Origin of the sequence: Lyngbya confervoides BDU141951, from assembly GCF_000817775.3 — a bacterium.
In the GTDB taxonomy this organism is placed as follows: domain Bacteria; phylum Cyanobacteriota; class Cyanobacteriia; order Thermosynechococcales; family Thermosynechococcaceae; genus Lyngbya; species Lyngbya confervoides.
Window position 1 is genome coordinate 27582 of sequence record NZ_JTHE03000015.1, and the last position, 23642, is coordinate 51223.

Sequence of the window (23642 nt, forward strand, 5' to 3'; positions counted from 1 at the left end):
CGCGCAGCCCAAGCACAAATCCTAAATTAATTAGAGGCTTTTAGGATGGTGCAGGAACATGATGCTAAATCAAAACTATGCCGTGAAGCAACACTCTTTTAAATCCTTCAAAGAAAAATGTCTAAGAGTCGCGACTGTCAAGCTGCATCGAGTTATGACTGGATTGTAGTTGGTTCGGGCAACGGAGCCTGTGCATTTTTGAGTCAGTATTTAGACAAGAGAACTGATCCGGCTGATCGCATCTTGGTTATTGAGGAAGGTGAGGATTTCTTTGAGACAAGTGAAATCACGCATCAGCGCAACTGGACAAGGTCCTACTCAGAAGGAAGTATTTTTAAGCTTCACAATGCGCAAACCCCAGAGGGTATTCCCATATTGTCAGGCTATGCTTCCACGATGGGAGGCGGGGGGTCCATCAACTACACCATGATTTTTGAATCTCCCAAGTGGTTAGCTGATCATTTTGGCCATGGCGAGCGCTATTGGAATCGATGCATTGACGAACTCTCGGCTAAATTCCAGCGAAAATCGCCAGTTCATGAGTTGACCCCGGTGGGAAATCACCTCCTTGATTCCTTGGAATCTTGTGGGTTTCAGCTCAATCGACAACGGAGTGAGAATATTCCCATCTACAAAGAGAGCAGAGATAAGCAAATTCATGTGTTTCCCAACCAATTCAATGAATTTGGACAACGAACTCATAGTGGCGTGTCCTTAGTGAAATGGCATAACAATCCGCGCCTGCAGGTTATGACAAAGTGTCGCGTCACTCGTCTAGACCTGGAGACCTTAAATGACAGGGAACAACGGTGTTGTCGAATCATCTACCAAGACTTAAAGGCTAAGGAAGAACGGTCAATCTCCCTCGACCGTCATACAAGGGTTTTGCTTTGTGCTGGGGCGGCAACGCCCCAGCTTCTGTATCCGCATCGAGAAGCCTTACGAAACTTTGAAATTGGAGAACATGTCAATGATCATATTGTGCTGCCCTTTGGGATTTATCTATTGAGTGAACATCTCCAACCGACCCTCAAGGATCAGTACATTTCGCTGTTTGCGACAGAGGAGTTGCCCCACTCCGAGGATCCAGATGCAGAGAAAACGGTATGCAACTATGACTTTTTTTCTGGATCCCTGGATGATCTCTTATATTTGATTTCCCATTTGTTCTTGGCCTTTTGGGTCCCCAATGGAATTAAATTGGCAATGATCCAGCAACCGAGAGTGTTCCAAGCTCTGAAGTGGTTGAGTCGTCGTTTGGTTCAATTTTTAAATAGTCTCGATGATGTTTTATATTCCCTTAAGCATCCAAGCCGAATCGGAAAACATGAATGGAGCTTGATTTCTGCGATTGTCAAGTTCAATATCAGTCTTCCCGGATATTATCAGCGATTGAACGATAGAGATCCCACGGATCAGCCTTTGTCAAGCTTCTATGAGATTATTCTACGCTGCTTTCAAGAAAATTCGGATCGCGAGAACGTAGACCGAGCAATTGCCAAGAGCGCGATCTCTAAGCAAATTGAGTTAATGTCAAAATTGGGGAAAGAGCCTCACCCTGTTTTTCGATATTTGATCCGACTGTTGACGCGGATGCCGTATCGCAAAGAACAAGTTGATCAATACCTGGATCATTATCAATGGTATGACTTATTGACCGAGCAGCATTTATCTGGAGGCTGCGTTTTTGGTAAGGCCATTGATCTGGGATTGGAAGCCTCCTCGAGTACGGGGAAAGTATTTGGCAGCCAGAATCTCTACGTGGGTGATTTATCTGCTTCTCCGCTCCCCAGGGTCAGTCCTCAAATGACTGCATACTTAATTGGTCATCATCTTGCAAATCAGCTCTATTAAAAGATTCACCTTCGACGCTGGAAATGCAACTTCCTTTTCCCAGCCACCCATGCTAATCAAAACTAGCTTGTCTACCCGGTGGGGACGCTGTAGGGCAATCTTCAAGGCAAGGATGCCATCCACAGAACCTGCTATCAGAGGGGCGTGAGATAAACCAACTGCATCCATGACGCGAAGCATAAATGGGCTCAGATCGCCAAGGGTGTAGATCGCTTTGGGTTTGTCAATGGGGGCACCATCGGCTGTAGTTGGCTTGAGAGGCATGGCCATCATGACACGATGACGAGTTCAGGCTGCGATCGCGACTCCTTGCGGGTTCCTCTAGCCTCCTCAAACTCGCTCACACACCAAGACCGTTCCTTTCTCTCCCCGAGTAATCCGCAATTCTTCATCCAGGTAAAGAATTTCCAAAGTGCCCTTGGGCGATCGCTTCATTTGAAACTCGCGTTTCCCCGTCTGGGGGTCCATGGCACCGGGCGGCACGAATCCAAACATCAGCCTTAGAAACAATCCCTGCCCCCTCTCTTTCCAGGAAGATCGGGGCGTATCGGTCCGATCTCCGAATACCTGCTGCCACTGTTGGCGATCGGTCTGGGCGATGGGTTCTAAAACGCCGCCGGTAAACTGCACCTGAATATGGGTCTCATCTTGAGGTTCACAGACTCCCAAATTTCGAACCTGTCCCTGTAAAGGGGGGCCTGCTGTGCCCAGAGTCGTAAAGGTGACCACAATATCATGGCTATGGCGGGAACGGTCCCCCAGGGGAAACACGGGCTGCCACACCTCATCAATCTGAACTCTGAGATCCTGCGGCTGAAACAGGTTAAACGCCAGCCGCCCGAGTCGATAGACATAGGTGCCATCCTCCTGGCGCTCCCCATCGGGAAAACTCGGCGCACTGATTAAGCGCCAGTTGCCCTGAGCCAGGTCAAACCGCTGCGCTGGATCCGGAGTCGGATTTAAGCGGACGAGGTCCTCAAGGGCAGCTGCGATCGCGTCTTGTTGAGGATCACCGCCACAGTGGGTGAGGGCATTGCGTAGCGCCTGCTTAGCGGCCTGCCGCTGTGCGGCCATCTCTGGGGCAGCCCTCATCGGCAGGTCGGGGGCTGGGCAGCCTGAACCCGGAGATTGTTCCTCTTTAGATCCTTGCGATCCATTGGCGACTGCGCCTCCTCCATTACTGCTACTGCGTCTGTTTTTCCCGCACTGCCTGATAAAACCCCAGCACCACAAATATATTAGAGAGCGTCAGAAAAAATTCTGCCCCGCCATGAAGCCAATCCACATTGGCCAGGGACTCGCCCAGGACCTTTTCGGTGTAGATCCCGGCTGGAATGGTCACCACGACAAACACCAGTAGAAAGTAAAAGCCAAACAGCGATAGCTTGGGCACCAGGCGCGATCGCGTTAAAAACCAGAGAAACCCCAGGTAGGGAAACAGAGACAGAGCAAAGAGGGTTTCCTTAGAGAGCATTGGACCGGGGCGCTCCTTTCCACAATAACCAAGCAGCGGCACAGAGCGTACAGTTGCCCAGCACCGTAGTGGCGGCCTGAAGCGTTACGAGCCACTCCAGCGTTTTAGCATTGTCAAACAAGTGCCAGGTACAGGCACTCATGGCGCTCACCAGGGCGGGAAACATGGCCAAGGTAAACCAACGCCAGGCTCGATTTTGAGTCAGGGCTGCATAGCGCCAGATTAAAACCATAGCCGTGATCCATTCCACCACGCTGGAGGTATGAATGATCCAAGTCGGTAGTGACAGAACGTGCATCAGAACCTTTGCATCAGAACCTTATTGAACCGGAACTCTATTGAACCGAAACTCTCCATAGCATAGACGATGGCCTGAACCAAAACCACTGTTCTGCAAATTGATCGCGATCCCTCCCCCGCCCGGTTTAGAGAAGGGAGTCTCAATTCAAGTCTGTGATCCCTAGGCAATCAGTTGAACCGTACCTGTATCTAAATCGTAGCGAGCGCCCACCAGTTTTAAGGTGCCCGCCCGGAGGCGATCTGCCACCAGAGTCGAGGCTTGAACCAGCCCCAGTTGATATTTAATATTTTGGGCAACCGCATTCTCCACGGCATCCCCGTTCTGATGCTGGACCTGCTGCACAGCCGGAAGAATCGCCTCCACAAAGGTGCTGATGTCGCCCGGCAGTGGATCCTGCTTAACCGCAGCGGTCACAGCGCCACAGCGCTCATGTCCCAGCACCATCAAGACTGGAGTTTCCAGTAGAGCAATCCCATATTCCAGACTGCCCATCACCTCTGGCGTCACGATGTTGCCCGCCACACGCACATCAAAAATGTCGCCTACCCCCTGGTCAAACAAAATTTCCACGGGCACTCGCGAGTCAGCACAGCTCAGCACCGTAGCAAAGGGATGCTGGGCCTGGGACACTGATTTCACCCTGGCTTGGTTTTGGTGGGGATAGGTGGGATGATGCTGGGCAAAACGCTGATTTCCGGCCATCAGCTCCTGTAAGGCCGCGTCGGGATTGGACAAGAGATCTGGGGGGGGCAGCGTCGCCGCCTGAACGGGTTTCCCCAGCCCCCGGTTGGCGCCCCAATAGCTGGCAGCAGCCATCAGTCCCACCTGAAGAAATCGACGACGATTCACGGCAGCATCCATTGCGGGTCTCCTTTTAGGATAGTTTTTCGACACATTTCATGGACCGCACCTCCAGGGCATCGGTCACATGACAGGTTCCCCCAAATTTATTTAACAGGGGCCTGATGGCCTCCACCACCTGCCGCAGCAGATCCGGGGTGCAAAAGGCCAGAATATAAACATTATCTAGCATGGTCATGTCCAGGTCTTCGTTCCCAGCGTGGAACTGCTTGCCGGCCACGTTTCGAATGACCGCATAGTTGTGAACTCCCGACTTCTCCAAAGCCGCCAAGAGCTTTCCTAACTCAAAGGAGTTGGCAATGATTTCAATTCGCTTAACCTCATGCATCAGTTCAACTCCATAACAACTCAATTCCGTACAGATAAAGGGGGATGCCAACGATAATATTGAAGGGAAACGTCACCGCTAAGGCCGTAGAAACGTAGAGACTGGGATTGGCCTGGGGAACGGTCATCCGCATTGCCGCTGGAACCGCAATATAGGACGCACTGGCGCAGAGCACCGAAAACAACAGCGCATCTCCCGTTTCTAGCCCGATCAGACGAGCCAGAAGGATGCCAATTCCAGCGTTAAATAGGGGCATCAAAATAGCAAAGGAGGTCAAAAAGAGGCCTGTTTTTTTTAAGTCCTTGATGCGCCGCGCTGCCACTAGCCCCATATCCAGCAAGAAGAACGTCAGAACCCCATAAAAAAGCTTATCGGTAAAGGTAGATAGGATCTCGGCCCCGTGCTCACCCGTCAATATCCCAATCACCAAGCTCCCCACCAACAGAAACACCGAGCTGTTCAAAAACGCTTCCCGGAGGACCTCTGACCAAGACACCTCGCGATCGCCGTCGGTGGCAAACAGATTCACTAAAATCAGCCCGACAATAATCGCAGGGGATTCCATCAGGGCTAGGTCGGCTACCATAAATCCGTGATAGCTCACGTCTAGCTCCCTGAGAAAGGAGCTGGCGGTGATAAAGGTGACGGCGCTGATGGATCCATAGGTGGCCGCGATCGCCGCGGCATCAAAGTCATTCTTAAGACCGGCCCGTAAAATAAAAAAGCAGTAAATGGGAACTATACAGGCCATTCCCACGGCGGCAATGACGGCTAATAGAACCTCTGAGGTCAGGCCACTCTTTGAGAGCTCCACCCCCCCCTTAAAGCCAATCGCCAGCAGCAGGTAAAGGGAAAATAGCTTGGGGATTGGCGCTGGAATTTCCAGGTCGGACTTCACAAAGACAGCCAACATCCCCAGGAAAAAAAATAGAATGGCGGGATTCAGCAAATTTGAAATCACTAAATTACTATTCATTCCCACCTCGAATTCTCATTAAAACCTCCCTGATCTCAACCTGACTGAAACTCAACTTGAATGGTCATGCACAATCATGAGGCTTGGCATGAGTATTTCTGCTGTAGGTTATCCTAGGTCAATCTGTGATGGCACTTTATTAACTTTGTTTGAGCAAGTTACCAATTGCAAACCGATTCTAAGGGTTGGCCCCAGCAGTTAGGGTTTGCCCACCGCAGGTGCTTATAATTGCAAAAACTCACTGTCACTTGGGACATTATGGCATCGAAACAGGTTCTGCTGTGCGGATACTATGGCTACGGAAACGGAGGCGATGAAGCGCTGTTGTCCACCCTGCTACAGATGTTGCCGCCCTCGGTGATCCCGGTTGTCATGTCGGCAACTCCGGCGAAAACAGCCCAAGATTACGGCGTTGTCACCTGTAACCGCAATGATCCCCTGGCCGTGATGCGGGCCCTCATTCAGGCAGATGCCTTTATCTGGGGTGGAGGCAGCTTAATTCAAGATGTCACAAGCTGGGCTAGCCCGCTCTTTTACCTGGGTTGGATGGGGATCGCCCAACTGCTGGGGCGTACTACCCTGGCCTGGGCCCAGGGGATTGGCCCCCTGAATCGACCCATTTCTCGGGCGATGGCCCGCTGGACTTTTAGTCGTTGCTCAGCACGCAGCACCCGCGATCGCGCCTCTGCCCATCTCCTGGACCAGTGGCATCTAGACTACGTATTGGCGCCCGATCCGGTGTGGGCCTTAGCCGGCACTCCGCCGGGCGAGGGTTTATCGTGCGCTTCCCCCCAAATGCCAAGAGTCCAGGTCACCGCCTCAGAGGGGGCTGCGCCCCCTTGCCTTGCCGTGGTGCTGCGCCGTCACCCCCAGCTTACGGAGGATCGACTAGACTGCATTATTCAAGCCCTGGGGCAGATCCAGGCTCAAAATCAGGCAAAACTGCTGCTGCTGCCCTTTCAGCGCAGTCAAGACTATGAGATTGCCCTTCAGATTCAAACCCGGCTGCCAAATCCTAGTGAACTCGTGATGTTAGAAGATCCACGCCGACTCAAGGGGATCTTTCAAAGGATTGATCTCGTCATCGCCATGCGCCTCCATGCCCTGATCATGGCAGCTTCCGAGGGGTGCCGCGGCTACGCCCTCAGCTATGATCCCAAGGTACGGCAGCTCATGGAGGATCTGCATCTTCCGGGGATTGATTTAGAAACGCTTCCTCCTCATCCCCAATCCCTGATCCAGGACTGGCAACAGGCCCTGGAGTCCCCGGCTTCCTTTGACAGTGGCATCATTCGCGATCGCATTGAGGCGGCCAAAGCCCACCAGCAGCTTCTCCATCAGGTGTTGGGCAAGGGTTGAGAAGGGGGGCCCTGAAGGCTTAAATGCGATTGCGCACCAGCGCCTGATATTCCGCGTTATTCACGCCGCACGATGCTGGAATTGGGGTTCGCTCACACCCCGTATTGGGAGAGGCCGCAATCTGGCGTCTGAGTTCAACAATGCGATCAGAAACGGCGGGGTGAGTGCTAACAAAGGTGGGGGGTCGGCCCCCCGAGAGCAGTTTCTCCATAAACCTTGGCGCCTCTGAGGTGGCATATCCGGCCCTGCGAAGAATCTCCAGACCCGTACGGTCGGCATCATATTCATGCTCCCGACTCTGGGGCCGCCTCACCAGAAGCTCAACCCCAATATTGGCCAGCACATTGCGGTCTGTGCCTAGGGCCGTTGCTGCAATTCCCTGAGCCAGGGTTGCCTGCCTAATTTGCTTAATCAGATGCTTTTCCTCAATGTGTCCCACCTCATGGGCCATGACGCTCGCAAGCTGAGCTTCATTATCCGCTAGCTTCATCAGACCAGTGGTCACGTAAACAAACCCACCGGCTGTGGCATAGGCATTGACAGCATCGTCTTGCACCACAAAGAAGCGATAGGGAATATTGGAACGGCTGACCGAGTTAGACAGACGTTGGCCTATCTGGTCGACGTAGGAATTAAGCCTGCGATCCCGGTTCAGCCTCATGCCGCGCTGCTGCAAATTACTGTGAATTTGCTCCCCCAGAGACACCTCTTGCCGGGGTGAAACATTGGAGAGCTGGATTACCTGGATCCCTCGAAATAGAAAATCGCGCCAGGAAATGGCTTGGGCCGGGAGGCTGCCGCTGCCAAGGACCACACTGGCAACCGCAACGGACATCCAACGTTTGGCAATCTGTTGATGCCGACTCCGACGAACTGAATTCATATGGCTTCCTCTTACAAAAACTCCCTCTTAAAGACTGGATGAAATTCCGGCGTTCCCTGGTCAATATTTTGACGCACATTCATTTAAGACGTCGGAATCCACCAGAGGTTTCGTCAATCAGCACTTGGGAGATAAAACCCACAATCAAGCGGTACAGTAGGGAATGATTTGTCCACAAGGAAGGATTGAGATCATGGCCATTGTTGATGCCAAAGGACGGCTCTTTGGGAAGCTCAGCCTCATAGATATCGGGGCAGGACTGGTAATTTTAATGGTGCTGGTTGGAATTTTGGTGGTTCCGGGAGAGTCGGGGCAATCCATTGCTCAATCCGGCGCCTCCGTCAAGCCTGTTGAGGTGGATGTTCTGGTGCTAGGGTTAAGTGCCCGCGATCCCGACAAGCTCTTTCAAGCCGGTGACAAAGCCAGCTTTATCATTCGCAATCAGCCCTACGGTGAAGTCACCATTGACTCCATTCAAACGCTTCCTAAAACCATTGTGTTAGGGTTGCCGGATGGCACCCCTGCTGTGGTGGACGAGCCTCGTGAAGAATCCCAGTTCTCTCGAAACTTCCTGTTTACCCTGGAGGGGAAAGGGCGCCTGACCGATAAAGGACCGCTGCTGGGTAACGTTCCCATTAAAGTGGGGACGCCTGTGGAACTAGAAGGGCCGCTCTATACGTTTCGGGCCAGCGTCATTGACGTTCGAGTTGGAGAGTAGCGTCTCTCCTCCAGAGAACATCACTGGCTTGGGGAAGCGCGCGCTGGGGATTCTAGGGAACGGAGAGGGAGGGATTCGAACCCTCGCTAGGGGATTTACCCCTAGAACAGATTAGCAATCTGCCGCTTTCAACCACTCAGCCACCTCTCCAGATGGATGGATTTAATACTAACAGATTTCGGTTCCCGCACAAGGTCGTTTTCCATGAAGTTGCCAGATTTTTTTGAGTCCTCCCATCCGCTCATTGAGTCCCTTCAGGATCAAAGTGATGAGCAGCTCTTGCAAGACTTTCAGACCCAGCCTAGCCAGGGAAGATTTTTCATTGCGATCTTTTGTCGCTATGCTCCCCTGACCTATGCACTTTTAAGCCAAAAAGCCGGATCCTCGCTCCAGGTGGAATACCTGTTTGCCAAGGCCTGGCGGAATCTCTTTTTTGAGCTGCGGGCTCTGGATTTTCACAGTTCCTCCTCAAGCCCAGGCCTGACGCTCCAGGATTGGATCTTTGAGAAAATTGCCGTGAGCATTCATACGGATCCGGTTCCCTCCATTGAGGAGGTACCCTACTCTCTGGCTACCGCTCCTTTTCCCCTCTGGTGCTATCTTCAGATCGCCCTAGATCAGCTTCCCCCGCGGCCTCGACTGCTTTTGGTGTTAACCTACTTGTTTCACTGGTCGGCCCATAAAATTGTGAGCTTTTTAGCCGCTGAGGGAGAAGAACTGGCCCCTGCCCAGCTAGATCGTGAGTTGATAGAGGCGAGCGATGGCCTCCTGGCGGCGATCCCAGAAGATATTCAGGAGATTTACCTCACTCCTGAGACGGTTAAAGCCTAGATGGAATGGTTCAGCGCGGCGGATTACTTCAAACGCCCAGAGGTTCTGGCAAGCTGACCCAAACCCAGGGCATCTAGGCCAGCACAAAGGGCATGGGCACGACCCTGGCGTACACGCACGGTCAACAGAAGGGTGTCAAAGGCCTCTTCACAGACGCGGCATCGCGGCCGATCCTTGCGCTCTTGAGCGTCTGGCCCGGATCCCTGCCGAGAATCGGGGCGAGAACGTCGGGACCTTGGAGAATGATCTGGAAATTGACCCATGGAAGTTTTTGTTACGCCTCACCAATTGTGATCCATCCTAGCGCTACTGCACTTCGGAGCGACGAAATGGGCATAATGATCCCGCAGGCCTTGCCATTGACCGTTACAATGGCCTGAAGTGCAAAAATCGGGTTAGATAGATTTATGCTCAGGGCTTTCCTTCAACATCGGGCCGTTAAGTCGAAAAAAACACTCTACATTGGGGTTCCATGCCTCCTTAGCCTGATGGCAGTCAGTCCTCTCCTGGCCTCCATGACCCATGGTTTCCTCAGTTCACAGTCCAGTCGTGCCCTGCAGGTTCCCCCCAGAACAGGGGCAGATGCCGCAGAGATTTCCAAACCCCCGACGATTGTGGCCCAACCGGGGACGACCGCACCCGCCCCAAATCCAATGCAGCCCCCGGCAAAGACCCCGGCCCCGGCCGTACCGGTCACCCCAGGGTCTCAAGGGAGCACGCCTGCACCGGTCCCCGCAGATCAGTCTGCAGCATCTCAGCCATCCCCCCAGGCTCCAACTAGGCTCACCGTGCAGCATTACGCGGGGGGAAGCGCCACAGATATTCCTGAGGTGCCTGTGCGCGTGGGCATCGTCCTAGACCAAAGCCAGTTGACTCTGGCCACGGCCAACGCCGGCGTCATTACCGATGAACAGGGACAGGTCCTGCAGTCCCTCGCCCCGCAAACCGCTACTGCCGCAGTTTTTTCCAGCGGCGGAGTGCAAATCGGCAGCTTGTCACCGCGTCGCTCGGTATGGGTACAGTCAGCCTCCAATGGACTCACCTACGTGAATGGACGCTGGTATCGCGGCGCCATAGAGCTCATTGCAGACCAGGGCAAGGTTTTGGCTGTGAATCACATTGAGATGCAGCCCTATCTCTACAGCGTAGTGGGCGCTGAAATGTACCAGAGTTGGCCCGCAGAAGCGCTCAAGGCCCAAGCCATTGCCGCGAGATCCTATGCCCTGGTGCATATTGTCCGACCTGCCAGCCACTATTTTGATCTGGGTGCAACCCAGCGTTGGCAAGCTTACAAAGGTGTAGAAACCGAAGCGGGCTCCACCCTTGCCGCAGTGGATGCCACCCACGGAATGATTATTTCCTACGATGGGGGCGTTGTGGAATCACTCTATGCTTCTTCTGACAGTTTGGTCCGAGAGGCCCATAGTGGTTTTGGCATGAGCCAGCATAGTGCTCGTGATTTGGCCCAGCAAAATCTATCCTTCAGTCAAATTTTGAACCGCTTTTATCCGGGGACCCACCTAGCCCTACTCCAGGCCGAGTAAGGCGTCATATCCTCCGAGTACATAAGGTCAATCTCTTGACAAAGAAATTGACCGGATCTTCCCCCGGATCTTCCCAGGGCTGTTGCTGGACTAGTCCTCAGATTCCTCTAGGGAATCGTCGCTTTTAAGCTGGTTGAGATGGATGTGTTTGTACCCTAACTTGATCTCAAACTCGTCTCCGGGTTGGAGACCCATTTCTGAAGTGTAGGCAGCACCAATAACAATGGAGCCATTTTTGTGCACGCTGACGCGATAGGACGCTTCCCGGCCGCGACCATCCTTACTTTTTCCATCATTGAGCTTGATTCCTTGGGCTTCCAGAATCGCTTCGAGAAACTCTGCAATTTTGGCCTTGGGTTGCTTCCCTGTTGCCACGGTTGCATACCCACATTGAATGGCCTTTTGCCGCCTTGATAAGTGAGAAAGTTCCTTGACTTTCCTCAGCAATTCCTTCCCCTTCAAGGGTTGAATTTGCTGAACAGACTTAGTTTTCGCCATTGGAGCTGGATGATTTGAGTCTTTAGATTATAAACACAATTATAGCAATTGCCAATCCACATTTTTCGACTGTTCTTTACAAGAATTACGCTCAGTCCTACCAGTAGATTTAAAAGGCTTGTCTGCAAAAGTTGATCGCTGTGCTGGATTCTTTAGGAGAAAGAATCTGAGGTTCCTAGGCGCCTATTCGCCCCAGGAAGGTGACCATTTCATCCAGGAAAGGCACAAAAATCTGGCCACAGGGTAACCCAAAGAACCCTTGACTCTGGGGAACCAAAACTTTATCTGACCGAGAAGATTAGGCGAAACGCCTGGCAGCAAGAAGGGGGAGATTATCACCGCTCAACCTCGGGGTTGAGATGCATCCTCAGGATGGGTTGCCCTTGGCGATCGCTGGCTGAGTGAGTAACCGGTTCAGTTTGTAACATTCAGTTAACATAATGAAAACAACGCGCAATCCCCTCCTGCTAACGTCATGGAACGATTTAATCTGGAAGTCTTTCGCCAATTTTGGGCGATCGCCAAGCCCTACTGGTTTAGCGACGAAAAGTGGCGCGCGCGCGGGCTGCTGCTGCTGGTCTTGGTTCTCTCCCTGGCCTACACGGGCCTGAGCGTCCTGCTCAATAACCAGCGCGGCGCTTTAATCTCCTCGCTCTCGGCCCAGGATGAGGCTCGATTTTGGCAGACCATTCTCATTTTTAGCCTGGTGCTGGTGGCCTATGCGCCTTTATTTGCTGGCTATGTGTATCTGCGCGATCGTCTGGGGCTGCAGTGGCGGCGCTGGCTCACAGAGCGTTTTGTGGACAACTACTTTCGCGATCGCGCCTACTACGATCTCAACACGGGCGAGCCTGAGATCGACAATCCAGATCAACGAATTGCGGAGGATGTCAAAAGCTTTACCGGCGAATCCTTAACCCTGGCCTTGGTGATGTTGGACTCTGTACTGTCCGTGGCTGCCTTCGGGGAGGTTCTCTGGGGAATTTCGCCGCGGCTGGTGGTGTTTTTGGTCCTCTACGCCGTGGTGGGGACCCTACTCACCGTGGGCGTGTTTGGCAAAGCCCTGGTGCGATTAAACTTTGCCCAACTTAAAAAAGAAGCTGACTTCCGCTTTAGTCTGGTGCGGATTCGTGAAAATGCCGAAGCGATCGCCTTTTACCGAGGCGAAAATCAAGAATCCACCCAGATTAAGCATCGCTTTATGGCTGCCTTTGAAAACTATAAGCGGCTCATTTTCTGGGAGCTGAATCTCAATGGTTTGACCAACGCCTACGAGTTTATTCCCTTTATTTTGCCAGCGCTGGTGGTGGCTCCCAGCATCTTTGCCGGGGACCTGGAAGTGGGGAAGGTCTCGGAAGCCCAGGGAGCATTTATTCGCGTCTTCTTTTCCCTCAATTTAATTGTGGCCCGGTTCCAGGAACTCACCACCTTTGGAGCAGGCATTGAACGTTTGTACACCTTTGCCGACTGTCTGGAACAGGCCCAACCGACCGAGACACAGTCCGATCAGCCAACCATTGCGGTGACACCAGGCAAGCAGCTGGCGCTACAACAGCTGACGGTCATGACGCCCAACTACCAACGGACCCTGATCCAGGATCTGTGCGTAGCCCTGCCAGCGGGAGAGGGGCTGCTGGTGCGTGGCCCGAGCGGCTGTGGCAAAAGTTCGCTGCTGCGGGCGATCGCAAGTCTTTGGAACGCTGGGTCCGGGACCATTGTTCGCCCCGACCTGGACCATATGCTGTTCTTGCCCCAGCGTCCCTACATGATTCTGGGCACCCTGCGAGATCAGCTTCTCTATCCCCACGTCACGGTTCAGGTGGAGGATGAGCGCCTGACGCAGGTGCTGGCGCAGGTCAACCTTCCTGGTCTGGAGCAGCAATTTGGGGGCTTTGAGGCCAGGGAAGATTGGGCGGCGGTTCTCTCCCTGGGTGAACAGCAGCGGCTGTCCTTTGCGCGAGTTCTCTTGAATAATCCCAAATATGCCATTCTTGACGAGGCCACCAGTGCGCTGGATCTGCAGAATGAAGCGGACCTGTATGGACAGCTGCAAAGCACGGGCACCACGTTTTTGAGTGTCGGCCACCGCGAAACCCTGGCGGCCTATCACCACCTGGCCCTAGATCTGGAGGCAGATCACAGCTGGAGACTCTCTCCCCTCAGCGGTTCCCCGGATTCCGTCCCGTAACCCCTCGATTTCGGCCTCTCCTTTTCGGCTGCTTTGAGGGGTTAGGGCTGTTGCTGGGACTGGGGGGGAGGGGCCTCGATCCCGGAGGAGGTACCGATCCAGTCCACGTTCTGCCACATCAAAACCCCCCCCAGGGACATTGCCGCCACCAAGGCGGCTCCGGAGGTCAAGCGCAGTTGTCGTCGCAGCGCCCTGATCTGGCGCTGCTGGGACCCGATTAAGACCTCGGGGGCGGGCGCTACGGTCTGCACGGTCACGGTTGGGGGGATCGGCGGCACTTTAAAGGCTACCTTTGAAAACAGCCAGCCTGTAATCAGCCGCGGCGTCTTTTTCACTAGCCAGCGATAGCCGAAATAGCGACCTACGGGGGTGGCCCAGTGAGCCACGGTTTTCAGGCCGTGATTTACGGGTTTGAACTTGACCTTATGGTTGATGAAATTAATCGTGCCGGTGGCGTAGAGGCGATCCAGAATCAGCTTGATCGTTGCCTCTTCATTGACCATCAGCTGAGTGACCAGCAGCTCCACGTCCCGTCGACGGATTTGCTGATTGATGGATTCCTGGTCTTGCATAGCTCCGCTGTCAATGGTATCTGACTATTACTATGCCATACGCCTTTTTGGCAAATTGTAAATTGCAGCATGGCGGTTTCACCACTAGGACCACCACTAGAACCAGGGGCCTTCAAGCAGCTGCTAGCGCCGTCGTTCCCGGGTTCGAGGCTGGGCGATCGCATCATTCGGATGTTACGCTGGTGGCCGCAAAGACCGCCAACGTTTCTGCTAAACGGTGAGATTGCCCTGACTTTTTCCGCCCATCCCAAATTCTCCCAGGACCTTCGCAATCTGCTGAGGCGGCTCGCAGATCGCCCCCTCACCCTGGGAGACTTGGTCACCGAAACCGCCGACCGCGGAGTGGTCTTGATGATTGGTTTACTGGTGCTGCCCTTCCTGTTGCCGATGCCACCGGGGTTAACTACCATTCTGGGGGGCGGCAGTCTTCTGCTGAGCCTGCAGTTGATCTTTGGTAAAAATGTACCCTGGCTACCGCCGCGCATCGCCCGATTTCGATTTCCACAAAGGCTGGCCAAGCAGGTTCTCAACAACTTGCATCGCTTTACCCGCTTGCTTGAGACCCACACCCGACCCCGCTGGCTATCCTTGGCCCAGCATCCCCTGGCCCAGCGGATTAATGGCCTGTGCATGGCGTGGCTGGCGCTGCTGCTCATGAGTCCAGTTCCCTTTACCAATCCCATTCCCACCGTGGGAATTTTGCTGTTTGTGGTGGCCATGCTAGAGCGTGATGGCCTGCTTCTGTGCATTGCCTACGGAATGACGGGCCTGATTACGGCCATGGTGGGCATCATTGCCTTTCTGGTCTGGCAATCCCCGGACTGGCTACCCCAGATATTTTCCTGAGGCCCTCGCAATGAAAGCCTGCAAAACAGCAGGGAAAGTTTGTGGACTTCCCCTGCGATGGCGGCAATGCCTAACTCTTACATTGGGATCACTGGGCTCAGCTACCAGCTCCAGGTTCTGGTTGCGCTAAAGGATCCATCTTGCCAGTTGGCGTAGTGGAACCCGGTTGCTCCACCGTGGGCCGGCCAGAAGCAGCCAATATCCCAACGGACGTAGGAGGATTCCGTATCACAATTAGAGCAAGAATCGCGATCGCGGCGGCTGCCAATTTCAGCCCGTGTTTCTATGTAATTAATCCGTGTGTGGGGACGATATCCACCTTGGATCGGCCCCCAAGCTTCGGCCTTGGTCCAGGCCCGATAATCGCGGCAAAAGCCACCGCGGTAGCGCCAGTACATGGACCAGGAGAATTGAGAAAACGGATAGGGGTTCGCAGCTTGCAGCATGGGGACTCCTACGAGGGGCAGCGAAGCCTGGAGCGTGGGGAAAAACCTTGCGGCCGGTTGCTGCACCTCAAAAACTTCGCTTTTTACAAACAGCGTCACCCTTTGTCCCAGTTCATCGAGGAGGGTGCCATCGGGTTTGAGGGTGTACTTCATTTCTGCCAGCTGATCCTTGAGGGTGCGTGGCACAAAGGGGGTTTCCACTAGATAGAGGCCAGTCTCGGGCACCGTTTGCAGTTCCGACCAGCGCTGCAGGGAAATTTGCCTAACGCCAGGGAGATCGCTCAAAGCCAGACCCGCACGGGAGGCCGGAGCGATCTGGACCGATCCGCCGTTAAATTTCAGATCTCCCTTGGGCAGGCGAATTTGTTGTAAGGAAGGCTGAATGGGCTGTACCTCAACGGGCTGAATTTGAATCGGCCGGAGGGGCCTCTGGGGACCCGGATCAACCTGGGCAATAGCGCGATTGTAATCCAGCTTGGCCTGCAAGGGACAAGCTGGATTCTCGCTCTGCTGAGCCGACCCCTCGGCAGCATTGAGGACCGGGGAGAAACTGCGGTTAAAGGCATCGGCAGGAAGTATGCTTGAGAACAGCGCAGTTAGGGTAAATGCACTGATTGCGATTATTTTTTTGTTCATGATCTGCACCGAACCTGAGAGTGACAGAGGGGTTCACAGCTTCAAACGGGAAGGCTCTGCACCTTGATTGTTTGTCTTGGATGGCAATGAAGTTTTTGTACGGGTGGAGGGACGATTTCTGACGGCTAGACCCACATCCCTCGGCAACGATCAAGGCCGCTATTCCTTTAACTCTATGCTAGCGCCGAACTAGCGGCATTCGCTGTGATCTCTATCAGCTTGAGGGGACAGACGAATCCCCTTTCAGGCTCTAGGGCGATCGCGCCCTGTAGATGCAAAGGTGCATAGGCCACGGAGGCCATCATCCGCAAGGCGATCGCTTTCGTCCATATTGTAGAGTTCAGATTGGGGTTCCTTCGCTAAAGTAAGGAGGAGATGGGGCGTTGGGTCAGGTCAGATTTTAATCTCCATTGATCCCCGCTGATCTCCATCCCAATGTCCGAAACCCAGTGAACTGAATCGAAAGGAAATGCTTGTTATTTTTCAGCAGGGCTGCTGTAGGAGTGATCTTTAGCGATGCGTTTATTCCATACCCTTAGCATTGATCTAGGCACGGCCAATACCCTCATTTTGGATCTTGAGCATGGGATTGTCTTAAAAGAGCCCACGGTGATTGCTCTGGACTCTGCCTCCGATGAAGTTGTGGCCCTGGGGCAGGCGGCCGAGCAGCTGCGCGGTCGCATATCCAATAAGGTGGTGGTGAAGCGTCCCCTCAAAGATGGTGTCATTGTCGCCCTAGACGCCGCCGATCTAATGCTCTCTCACTTTATTCGGCAGATTCTTGGGCGCGGACATATTTTTTTGCCTAGGGTCATTGTGGGAGTGCCCAGCGGAGCTACGGATATTGAATGTCGCGCCCTCAAGGAGGCGGTGGCGCGGGCCGGAGCCAAGCTGCTGTACTTAATTGATGAACCCGTGGCGGCGGCCATTGGAGCAGGCTTGCCGATTACAGAACCGGTGGGCAGCATGGTGATTGATATCGGCGGCGGCACCAGCGAAGTGGCGGTGCTGAGTATGGCGGGGGTTGTCTTTAGTGAGTCTGTGGAGGTGGCTGGGGATGAGCTGACCGAGTCGATTCAGCGCTGGATTAAGCAGGAATATCACATGGTGGTCAGCTATCGAGTGGCGGAGGAGGTCAAGCATCAACTTGGGTCTGCCCACGCCTCGGCAGGATTGGATGAGAAAACCATGGAGGTTGCGGGGATCAATTTGCTCTCGGGCTTACCGGCAAAGATCTCCCTTAGCGGCGTTGAGGTCCGGGAGATGATGGCTGAGCCGATTGGGGTGATTCTAGCGATGATTCGGCAGTCCCTGGAGCGGCTTCCCCCAGAACTGGCGGCAGACCTAGCCGAACGCGGAATTGTCTTGACCGGAGGGGGAGCGCTGCTGCAAGGATTAGCCCAGCGCATTGGCGAGGAGTTTGAAATTTTTGTGGATGTTCCGCCCGAGCCGCTTCACTGCGTTGTGCTGGGCGCGGGAGAGGCCATCGCGAATCCTAAAAAATATGGTCGCTTTCTGCAAAAAGTTGAATCTTAACCCCCAGGAGCCCAGACTGCTCCTGGGCGGGGAGAGCCCCCCGCAGGCTCCCACGAATCCTTTGGGTATTCTAAACCCGCGGTGCAAAAGGAGGTTCAGATCCCGTCAGGGTTCATCGCCGGGGGGCGTGCTGGGCGATCGGCCTGACCCTTGATTGTCTGGCGTGGGTGCAGAGGTTTGAGCGGGAGAAGATCCGGGCGCGGGAGAACCCGATCCCGCCTCTGGCGGCTGAGTGACTGGCGTTCTAGATTGACTGCGGATCTGCTCAAGCTGCACCTCTAGCTGACGAATTTGGTTTTCATGGTCTTGAACGGCATCGGCCAAGTTGGCCGGTATTTGTCGCTCTAGATCCTGGATACGCGTCTGGATCTGGTCTAGCTGCTGCTGCTCCACAACAGCATTGCCAGCGGACTGGGCGATCTGTTTTTGCTCCAGGGCTTGAAGCCTCAAGGTGACCCAGGCCAGGCTGCCACCGAGAAGAATAATCAGGAGGGACAGCAGCACCTTGAGCCAGGTGGTTTGCGATCGCAGATCGCGGATTTTCTGGTTTAGATTTGCACTCTCAAGCTTGAGGTCTTGGAGATAGAGGGAATAATCGTTCCCCCCTGATGCCGAGGGAGACGATGGGGCCAAGTTTTCCCCCGAGTTCGGGGAGGCATAGGGATCATTCATGACAGTTCTCCAGATAAAGACAGGGGCACGATGGCATGACTAAAGGACATGCCATCGTGAGGGAACACACTTCTTTAATCTAGCCGCTAATTTAGCCGCTCCGTCCGAGGCGCGACCCGATTGCGGGATTGAGCCTTACCCAGTCACTAGCGACCCATGTTGTAGCCCACCCCCAGGAAAACGCCAAAGTCCCCATCATCAATGAACCCGGCATTGGTTCCCACCGTAGCGGTAAAGTCCCGGTTGAGCGGAACATCAATGCCGCCGTTGATCATGGGACCAAAATCGGCGTCGGTGGTCACCGCCATCCCTGCACCAATATAGGGAGCCAGCTGAATCTCCGATTGCCCCACGCGACCGATGCGAATGGGAGCAAAGTCAAAGGTGGCAGGTAGCAAGAAGGTGGCATCATCGGTAAAGTTGGTGGTTACCGCCGGGCGGACCGAGAAGAATTCCGTCAGGCCAATTTTGCTGTAGATAATCATGCCGTCCTTGCCAACGGAGGATCCCCCCACAGCCCCCAAGTTCCCACCAATGCCAATGTAGCTTGAACCGGATCGAGTGTCTCGTCCTGGCTCAAGGCCTGATTCGGGAATGAGGTCCTCCGCATTTGGAAATTGCTGGGCAAGTTGCCGGGGAGGGGTCTGTTCAGCGAAATCCAGATTGGGGTCCAGGGGATCGGCTCCGGCTGCTTCTGAGAAGCAGAGGGACAGCCCTACCCCGCTGATCCAGCCCAGACCGACCAGCCCCATTAGAGATCCCAACGTCCGTTGCTTCATGATCACTCCTACCTTGCTAAATCATCCGTTGCCAAGTTTCGTTGCCCTTGCTGGAACCCAGAGGACCCGTAGATAGAGGCCTGGAAAACAGAGGGCGATGGCTGCGCCAAGGCACAGCTTTTTTCCTTGGCTTGATGCTTCCATTGAACTGGCAAACGCAGATGCGCTCCTCTTCATCAGGGAGGAACTTCATCCCTTGGGACTCATCCCAGGGGCGGAAGCCTAAAGATTGAAGGACAGTTCGCCAACTGACACAGGTGGGTGAGCCCCCTTTAGAAATATTAATTTTCTATCCCGGTCCTGGGTTCATCCGGCAAAATTTTATTGTGACGATATCTGTCACTCTCACTCAATGAAGGCCAGACCTTGCGGCCGAACCATTCTTTCTCGCTAGAGTCAACGGCGTTTCATCTCCAACCGCCCGCGAAACTGAAGGCAGTTCAGCACCGGGCCGCAAGCTGGCATATCGTAGTGCCTGGCTTTGGGTAGAATAAGGAGCCGGATCGATGGATCCAATACAGCATCAAGGGATCAAGTTTAGAGCGTTATGGCCGTGGGTCCTGTTTCTATGGCTGACTGTGGCCTCGGTTTCACTAGCCCAGCCCCAACGCCCGATCTCTGATCAGGGAGCGGCGGTGGTGCTGGGCGGCGAAACCCTCTTTCATGTCAAGGCGAAGATTGCCTCCTTTACCCCTGAGTTTCGCGCCCAGGTGATTTCAGGACGCATTGAAGACTACGCTAAGGCCAGCACGCGATCGCAGCCCCCCTTGACCATTGTCGACAATGAGGCCGCCCAAACCGTCGATATTTTGGCCGGAGATGAAACCCTTGTCACCATTGCGCAGGTGGATGCCGTGGCTGCAGGGCAGTCGCGGCAGGATCTGGCGAGGCTTTACGTGGACACGATTACAGCAGCCGTGCGCGAGTTCAAAAAGGCCTATAGTCTTGAGCGCATTCTCTGGGGAGTGGGCTATTCTCTCATTGCAACAGCGGGCTTAATGCTGGGCTTTCTGGGCATTCACCGGCTCATGCCCAAAATCCGCCAAAGCCTGCGGCAGTGGGAAGGGACCCGGATCCCGGCCTTGAAAATTCTAGGCAATGAAATTCTCTCAGCTCACCGGCTTGTGGATGTCCTGATTGAGGGCGTCAAGATTCTGCGACTCTTGCTGTGGTTTAGCTTGATTTACCTGTATCTCAATCTGGTTCTGAGCTTCTTTCCCTGGACTCGCGGGATCTCCCGCACCCTCTGGGGCTATGTTGCAGCCGCGGTCAACAGCATGGCCACGGGATTTTTAAATTATCTGCCCAATCTGTTTTTCCTGGGCCTAACCCTTGTTGTTACCCATTACATTCTCAAGGTGGTGCGCTTTATCTTTACGGAGGTGGAGCGCGGCACCATGTCCTTTCCAGGCTTTTATCCAGAATGGGCAAAACCCACTGCCAAGCTGACTCAGCTGCTGATTTTGGCCTTTGCGGCCACCATTGCCTTTCCCTATCTTCCGGGATCTGGAACGCCAGCCTTTCAGGGCATTTCCATTTTCCTGGGGCTATTGCTCTCCCTGGGGTCCTCCGCTGCAATTGCCAATGTTGTGTCTGGAACAATCCTTACCTATACCCGCGCCTTTAAGCTGGGCGATCGCGTGAAGATTGGCGACACCATTGGGGATGTGGTGGGGAAAACGCTGTTTGTCACCCGAGTGCTCACTATTAAAAATGTGGTCATCACCATTCCCAACGGGTCCATTCTCAGCGGCCATATTATCAACTACAGTGCCGCCGCCAGCGACCCAGAGATTCCTCCACTCATTTTAAGCACCACCATTACGCTCGGATATGACCTGCCCTGGAAAAAGGTCCATGCCGTGCTGGTGGATGCAGCCCTCAAAACCCGCGAAATTTTAGCCACGCCTGCGCCCTTTGTGCTCCAAACCAGTCTGGAGGATTTTTACGTGAGCTATGAACTCAATGCCTACACCCGCAGTCCGGGAATTATGGCAAAAATTTATTCCGAACTCCATCAAAATATCCAGGACTGCTGCAACGCCGCCGGGATTGAAATTCTCTCTCCCCATTACCGGGCGATGCGCGATGGCAACGCCACCACCATTCCAGCCGATTATCTGCCCTCTCCCGATGAGGCGCCCGGCTTTCAAATTTCAGCGATGGGCGACCCGCTTTCCCCACCGCCTGCGGATCATCCGGTGTAAGTCATGGAAAAGTTTATTGATACCCTCCGAGGTTGGCTCGGCGACCCAGCTATCTTGCGCTTTCTAGAGCTGGGCCTGGGCATTCTGGTGCTGTTTATTCTCTTTCGAGTTCTGGCGCGGGTGCTGCCTAGCCGTATTCCCGACTCGGATCTTCGCTATCGGGTCCGCAAGGGTATTAACCTGTTGGGCTATATCATTGTGGCGCTGTTTGTGGCAACGGTGTTCAACGATAACCTGCGCCAAGTCACTGTGATCTTTGGGGTGGTGGGCGCGGGGATTGCCTTTGCCCTCCAGGAGATCATTGTCAGCTTTGCGGGCTGGGTGGCCATTTCCCTGGGACAGTTCTATAAATCGGGCGATCGCGTCCAACTGGGCGGCATCATGGGCGATGTCATCGACATCAGTCTGCTGCGCACCACCTTGATGGAATGTGGAGATTGGGTGAAGGCAGACCTTTACAATGGCCGGATTGTGCGTATTGCAAACAGCTTTGTGTTTAAAGAACCCGTGTTTAATTATTCAGGGGACTTTCCATTTCTCTGGGATGAAATCACCATCCCGGTCCGCTACGGCAGTGACTACCATCGGGCCAAACAGATTCTCCTGGAAATTGCCAATGATGTGGTGGGGCACCATATTGCCACGGCGCAGCAGGTCTGGAGTCGGATGGTTCAAAAGTATTTAATTGAGGATGCCCGCGTGAATCCAGTGGTGACCCTAGTGGCCACGGACAACTGGCTAGAGTTTACGGTGCGCTATGTGGTGGACTATAAGCTGCGACGGATGACCAAGGATCAGCTCTTTATGCAAATTTTGGAAGCCTTTGACGCCACAGACGGACAGATCCAGCTAGCCTCGACCACCGTTGAGGTCGTAGCCCATTCAGGAATCCAGGTTCAGATGCCATGGGATCAAAAAAGATCGCCCGCCGCTGATCCTTAAGCGGTCGGGTCCCCAGGACTGCGGAAGCTGTCGATCAACTGCGGCAAGGGACAGGGACTCCGCTATACTGAGGGCAGGCAGAATTGAGCACCCTTAAAGGGTAATAATCCTGTGAATCCTCGGTCAATTCGTAAGTATCAACGAATTCGTAAAGAACTTCAGTTTGGAGTTCTTTTTTTAATTGGCCTCAATTTAATTGGCACCCTCTGGTACACCGTCATTGAGGGGTGGAAATTTCATGAAGCGGTCTACATGACCGTGATCACCCTGGCAACGGTCGGGTTTCAGGAAGTTCATCCCCTCGGAGTTCGGGGCCGGATGTTTACGATCAGCCTGATTATCCTGGGCGTGATCGGGCTGGGCTATATCATCAACCGATTTACAGATGCCCTGATTCAGGGCTATTTTCAAGACAGATTTAAATATCGGCAGCAGATCCGTCTTATGAGAAAAATCTCTGACCACATTATCCTATGCGGTTTCGGACGAACTGGCGGTCAGATTGCTCGGGAACTGGTGGAACAAAATATGCCGTTCATTGTGGTGGATGCCGAGGCTGAATCGATTGATATCGCTCAGAGTATGGGATATTCGGTGTTTCAGGGCGATGCCACTCTAGATGACACGCTGTTAGATGCGGGCATTGAGCGAGCAGCCTGCTTTATCGCGGCTCTCACCTCCGATGCCGATAACCTCTACGCCGTTCTCTCGGCCAAAACCCTCAATCCAAATCTGCGAATCATTGCCCGAGCCAGTAGTGAAGAGGCCATTCAGAAGCTGCAGCGGGTGGGGGCCGATGTCGTGGTTTCGCCCTACATCACTGGCGGCAAGCGCATGGCCGCTGCGGCCCTGCGCCCTCAGGTGATGGACTTTGTGGATGGTATGCTTTCGGGGGCCTCCGAATCGGTTTACATTGAGGAGCTAGAACTGCACGAGTCAGATTGTCCTGAGGTGGGGAAAAGCCTGCGGGAATCGGATTTGCGATCGCGAACGGGGGCGATGGTGCTGGCGATTCGACGGCTGACTGGCCAGCTGATTGCAGGCCCCTCTCCGGAAACCCAACTCGAGGACTGCGACACGCTCATCTGTATGGGAACGGCGGAACAACTGCGGGACCTCAACCAGATCCTCAGCCCCCTGGCTCCCCAAGAGCCGCGGGTGCCTCGGTCACTGCGTCGATCGAAGTAGGCG

Annotated in this window: 24 protein-coding genes and 1 tRNA gene; 11 read left to right on the top strand and 14 right to left on the bottom strand. The window is 54.0% G+C overall.

Going from position 1 to position 23642, the window contains the following annotated elements; translation table 11 throughout:
- Nucleotides 1-117 precede the first annotated feature (117 nt).
- A complete protein-coding gene (locus tag QQ91_RS02260; RefSeq protein WP_166279494.1) occupies nt 118-1854 on the top strand; it encodes a GMC family oxidoreductase in 1737 nt (578 codons plus the stop codon).
- Between the two features lie 330 nt (nt 1855-2184).
- On the opposite strand, the gene QQ91_RS02265 is transcribed toward QQ91_RS02260, so the two are convergent.
- The 6 genes from QQ91_RS02265 to QQ91_RS02290 all read right to left on the bottom strand — a co-directional run bounded on the left by QQ91_RS02265 (nt 2185) and on the right by QQ91_RS02290 (nt 5794).
- The gene (locus tag QQ91_RS02265; protein ID WP_166279500.1) at nt 2185-2928 is read right to left on the bottom strand and encodes a PAP/fibrillin family protein; all 744 of its coding nucleotides are present in this window, start codon (nt 2926-2928) and stop codon (nt 2185-2187) included.
- Nucleotides 2929-3037: 109 nt separating this feature from the next.
- Nucleotides 3038-3328: a DUF3593 domain-containing protein gene (locus QQ91_RS02270; protein ID WP_166279503.1), complete on the bottom strand. Its 291-nt coding sequence runs from the start codon at nt 3326-3328 to the stop codon at nt 3038-3040.
- On the bottom strand, nt 3318-3626 hold the full coding sequence (locus QQ91_RS02275) for a DUF2499 domain-containing protein (RefSeq protein WP_166279506.1): 309 nt from the start codon (nt 3624-3626) through the stop codon (nt 3318-3320). Before QQ91_RS02275 ends, QQ91_RS02270 begins: the two co-directional genes overlap by 11 nt.
- A gap of 162 nt (nt 3627-3788) precedes the next feature.
- A complete protein-coding gene (locus QQ91_RS02280; protein WP_166279509.1) occupies nt 3789-4490 on the bottom strand; it encodes a carbonic anhydrase in 702 nt (233 codons plus the stop codon).
- 13 nt (nt 4491-4503) lie between these two features.
- Complete coding sequence (locus tag QQ91_RS02285) at nt 4504-4818, bottom strand: P-II family nitrogen regulator (RefSeq protein ID WP_166279512.1); 315 nt, start codon at nt 4816-4818, stop codon at nt 4504-4506.
- Nucleotides 4819-4822: 4 nt separating this feature from the next.
- Nucleotides 4823-5794, bottom strand: a complete 972-nt coding sequence (locus QQ91_RS02290) for a sodium-dependent bicarbonate transport family permease (protein WP_166279515.1) — start codon at nt 5792-5794, stop codon at nt 4823-4825.
- A 258-nt stretch (nt 5795-6052) separates the two neighbouring features.
- On the opposite strand from QQ91_RS02290, the gene csaB reads away from it, so the two are divergent.
- The gene (gene csaB, locus QQ91_RS02295; protein ID WP_166279518.1) at nt 6053-7153 is read left to right on the top strand and encodes a polysaccharide pyruvyl transferase CsaB; all 1101 of its coding nucleotides are present in this window, start codon (nt 6053-6055) and stop codon (nt 7151-7153) included.
- Between the two features lie 19 nt (nt 7154-7172).
- Here the strand turns inward: csaB and QQ91_RS02300 are convergent, their stop codons facing one another.
- Nucleotides 7173-8036: a M48 family metallopeptidase gene (locus QQ91_RS02300; RefSeq protein ID WP_166279521.1), complete on the bottom strand. Its 864-nt coding sequence runs from the start codon at nt 8034-8036 to the stop codon at nt 7173-7175.
- A gap of 193 nt (nt 8037-8229) precedes the next feature.
- Here QQ91_RS02300 and QQ91_RS02305 point away from each other — a divergent pair, with 193 nt between their 5' ends.
- A complete protein-coding gene (locus QQ91_RS02305) occupies nt 8230-8754 on the top strand; it encodes a DUF4330 domain-containing protein (protein WP_166279524.1) in 525 nt (174 codons plus the stop codon).
- Between the two features lie 60 nt (nt 8755-8814).
- Here QQ91_RS02305 and QQ91_RS02310 read toward each other — a convergent pair.
- Nucleotides 8815-8904: transfer RNA gene (locus tag QQ91_RS02310), tRNA-Ser, on the bottom strand.
- A gap of 54 nt (nt 8905-8958) precedes the next feature.
- Here QQ91_RS02310 and QQ91_RS02315 point away from each other — a divergent pair.
- Nucleotides 8959-9585: a sigma-70 family RNA polymerase sigma factor gene (locus tag QQ91_RS02315; protein ID WP_166279527.1), complete on the top strand. Its 627-nt coding sequence runs from the start codon at nt 8959-8961 to the stop codon at nt 9583-9585.
- A gap of 23 nt (nt 9586-9608) precedes the next feature.
- Here the strand turns inward: QQ91_RS02315 and QQ91_RS02320 are convergent, their stop codons facing one another.
- Nucleotides 9609-9848 (bottom strand): hypothetical protein, encoded by a 240-nt coding sequence (locus QQ91_RS02320; RefSeq protein WP_166279530.1) that lies wholly within the window; start codon nt 9846-9848, stop codon nt 9609-9611.
- A 225-nt stretch (nt 9849-10073) separates the two neighbouring features.
- Here QQ91_RS02320 and QQ91_RS02325 point away from each other — a divergent pair, with 225 nt between their 5' ends.
- On the top strand, nt 10074-11129 hold the full coding sequence (locus tag QQ91_RS02325) for a SpoIID/LytB domain-containing protein (RefSeq protein WP_166279533.1): 1056 nt from the start codon (nt 10074-10076) through the stop codon (nt 11127-11129).
- Between the two features lie 90 nt (nt 11130-11219).
- Here QQ91_RS02325 and QQ91_RS02330 read toward each other — a convergent pair whose 3' ends face one another.
- Nucleotides 11220-11504: an AbrB/MazE/SpoVT family DNA-binding domain-containing protein gene (locus QQ91_RS02330; RefSeq protein ID WP_349306851.1), complete on the bottom strand. Its 285-nt coding sequence runs from the start codon at nt 11502-11504 to the stop codon at nt 11220-11222.
- Between the two features lie 598 nt (nt 11505-12102).
- On the opposite strand from QQ91_RS02330, the gene QQ91_RS02335 reads away from it, so the two are divergent.
- Nucleotides 12103-13815: an ABC transporter ATP-binding protein/permease gene (locus QQ91_RS02335; RefSeq protein ID WP_166279539.1), complete on the top strand. Its 1713-nt coding sequence runs from the start codon at nt 12103-12105 to the stop codon at nt 13813-13815.
- Nucleotides 13816-13856: 41 nt separating this feature from the next.
- Here the strand turns inward: QQ91_RS02335 and QQ91_RS02340 are convergent, their stop codons facing one another.
- Nucleotides 13857-14387, bottom strand: a complete 531-nt coding sequence (locus QQ91_RS02340; protein WP_166279542.1) for a hypothetical protein — start codon at nt 14385-14387, stop codon at nt 13857-13859.
- 69 nt (nt 14388-14456) lie between these two features.
- Between QQ91_RS02340 and QQ91_RS02345 the strand changes: the two genes are divergently transcribed.
- A complete protein-coding gene (locus tag QQ91_RS02345; RefSeq protein ID WP_236096041.1) occupies nt 14457-15233 on the top strand; it encodes an exopolysaccharide biosynthesis protein in 777 nt (258 codons plus the stop codon).
- A gap of 101 nt (nt 15234-15334) precedes the next feature.
- On the opposite strand, the gene QQ91_RS02350 is transcribed toward QQ91_RS02345, so the two are convergent.
- Nucleotides 15335-16315, bottom strand: a complete 981-nt coding sequence (locus QQ91_RS02350) for a hypothetical protein (RefSeq protein ID WP_166279545.1) — start codon at nt 16313-16315, stop codon at nt 15335-15337.
- Nucleotides 16316-16831: 516 nt separating this feature from the next.
- Between QQ91_RS02350 and QQ91_RS02355 the strand changes: the two genes are divergently transcribed.
- Complete coding sequence (locus QQ91_RS02355) at nt 16832-17851, top strand: rod shape-determining protein (protein ID WP_166279548.1); 1020 nt, start codon at nt 16832-16834, stop codon at nt 17849-17851.
- Nucleotides 17852-17956: 105 nt separating this feature from the next.
- Here QQ91_RS02355 and QQ91_RS02360 read toward each other — a convergent pair whose 3' ends face one another.
- Both QQ91_RS02360 and QQ91_RS02365 read right to left on the bottom strand, forming a co-directional pair.
- The gene (locus QQ91_RS02360) at nt 17957-18523 is read right to left on the bottom strand and encodes a hypothetical protein (RefSeq protein ID WP_166279551.1); all 567 of its coding nucleotides are present in this window, start codon (nt 18521-18523) and stop codon (nt 17957-17959) included.
- Nucleotides 18524-18669: 146 nt separating this feature from the next.
- On the bottom strand, nt 18670-19302 hold the full coding sequence (locus QQ91_RS02365; RefSeq protein ID WP_166279554.1) for a hypothetical protein: 633 nt from the start codon (nt 19300-19302) through the stop codon (nt 18670-18672).
- A gap of 506 nt (nt 19303-19808) precedes the next feature.
- Here QQ91_RS02365 and QQ91_RS02370 point away from each other — a divergent pair.
- The 3 genes from QQ91_RS02370 to QQ91_RS02380 all read left to right on the top strand — a co-directional run bounded on the left by QQ91_RS02370 (nt 19809) and on the right by QQ91_RS02380 (nt 23639).
- The gene (locus tag QQ91_RS02370; protein ID WP_166279557.1) at nt 19809-21509 is read left to right on the top strand and encodes a mechanosensitive ion channel family protein; all 1701 of its coding nucleotides are present in this window, start codon (nt 19809-19811) and stop codon (nt 21507-21509) included.
- Between the two features lie 3 nt (nt 21510-21512).
- Complete coding sequence (locus tag QQ91_RS02375) at nt 21513-22451, top strand: mechanosensitive ion channel family protein (RefSeq protein ID WP_166279560.1); 939 nt, start codon at nt 21513-21515, stop codon at nt 22449-22451.
- 111 nt (nt 22452-22562) lie between these two features.
- Nucleotides 22563-23639, top strand: coding sequence for a potassium channel family protein (locus QQ91_RS02380; protein ID WP_166279563.1), 1077 nt, complete (start codon nt 22563-22565; stop codon nt 23637-23639).
- Nucleotides 23640-23642: the final 3 nt, after the last annotated feature.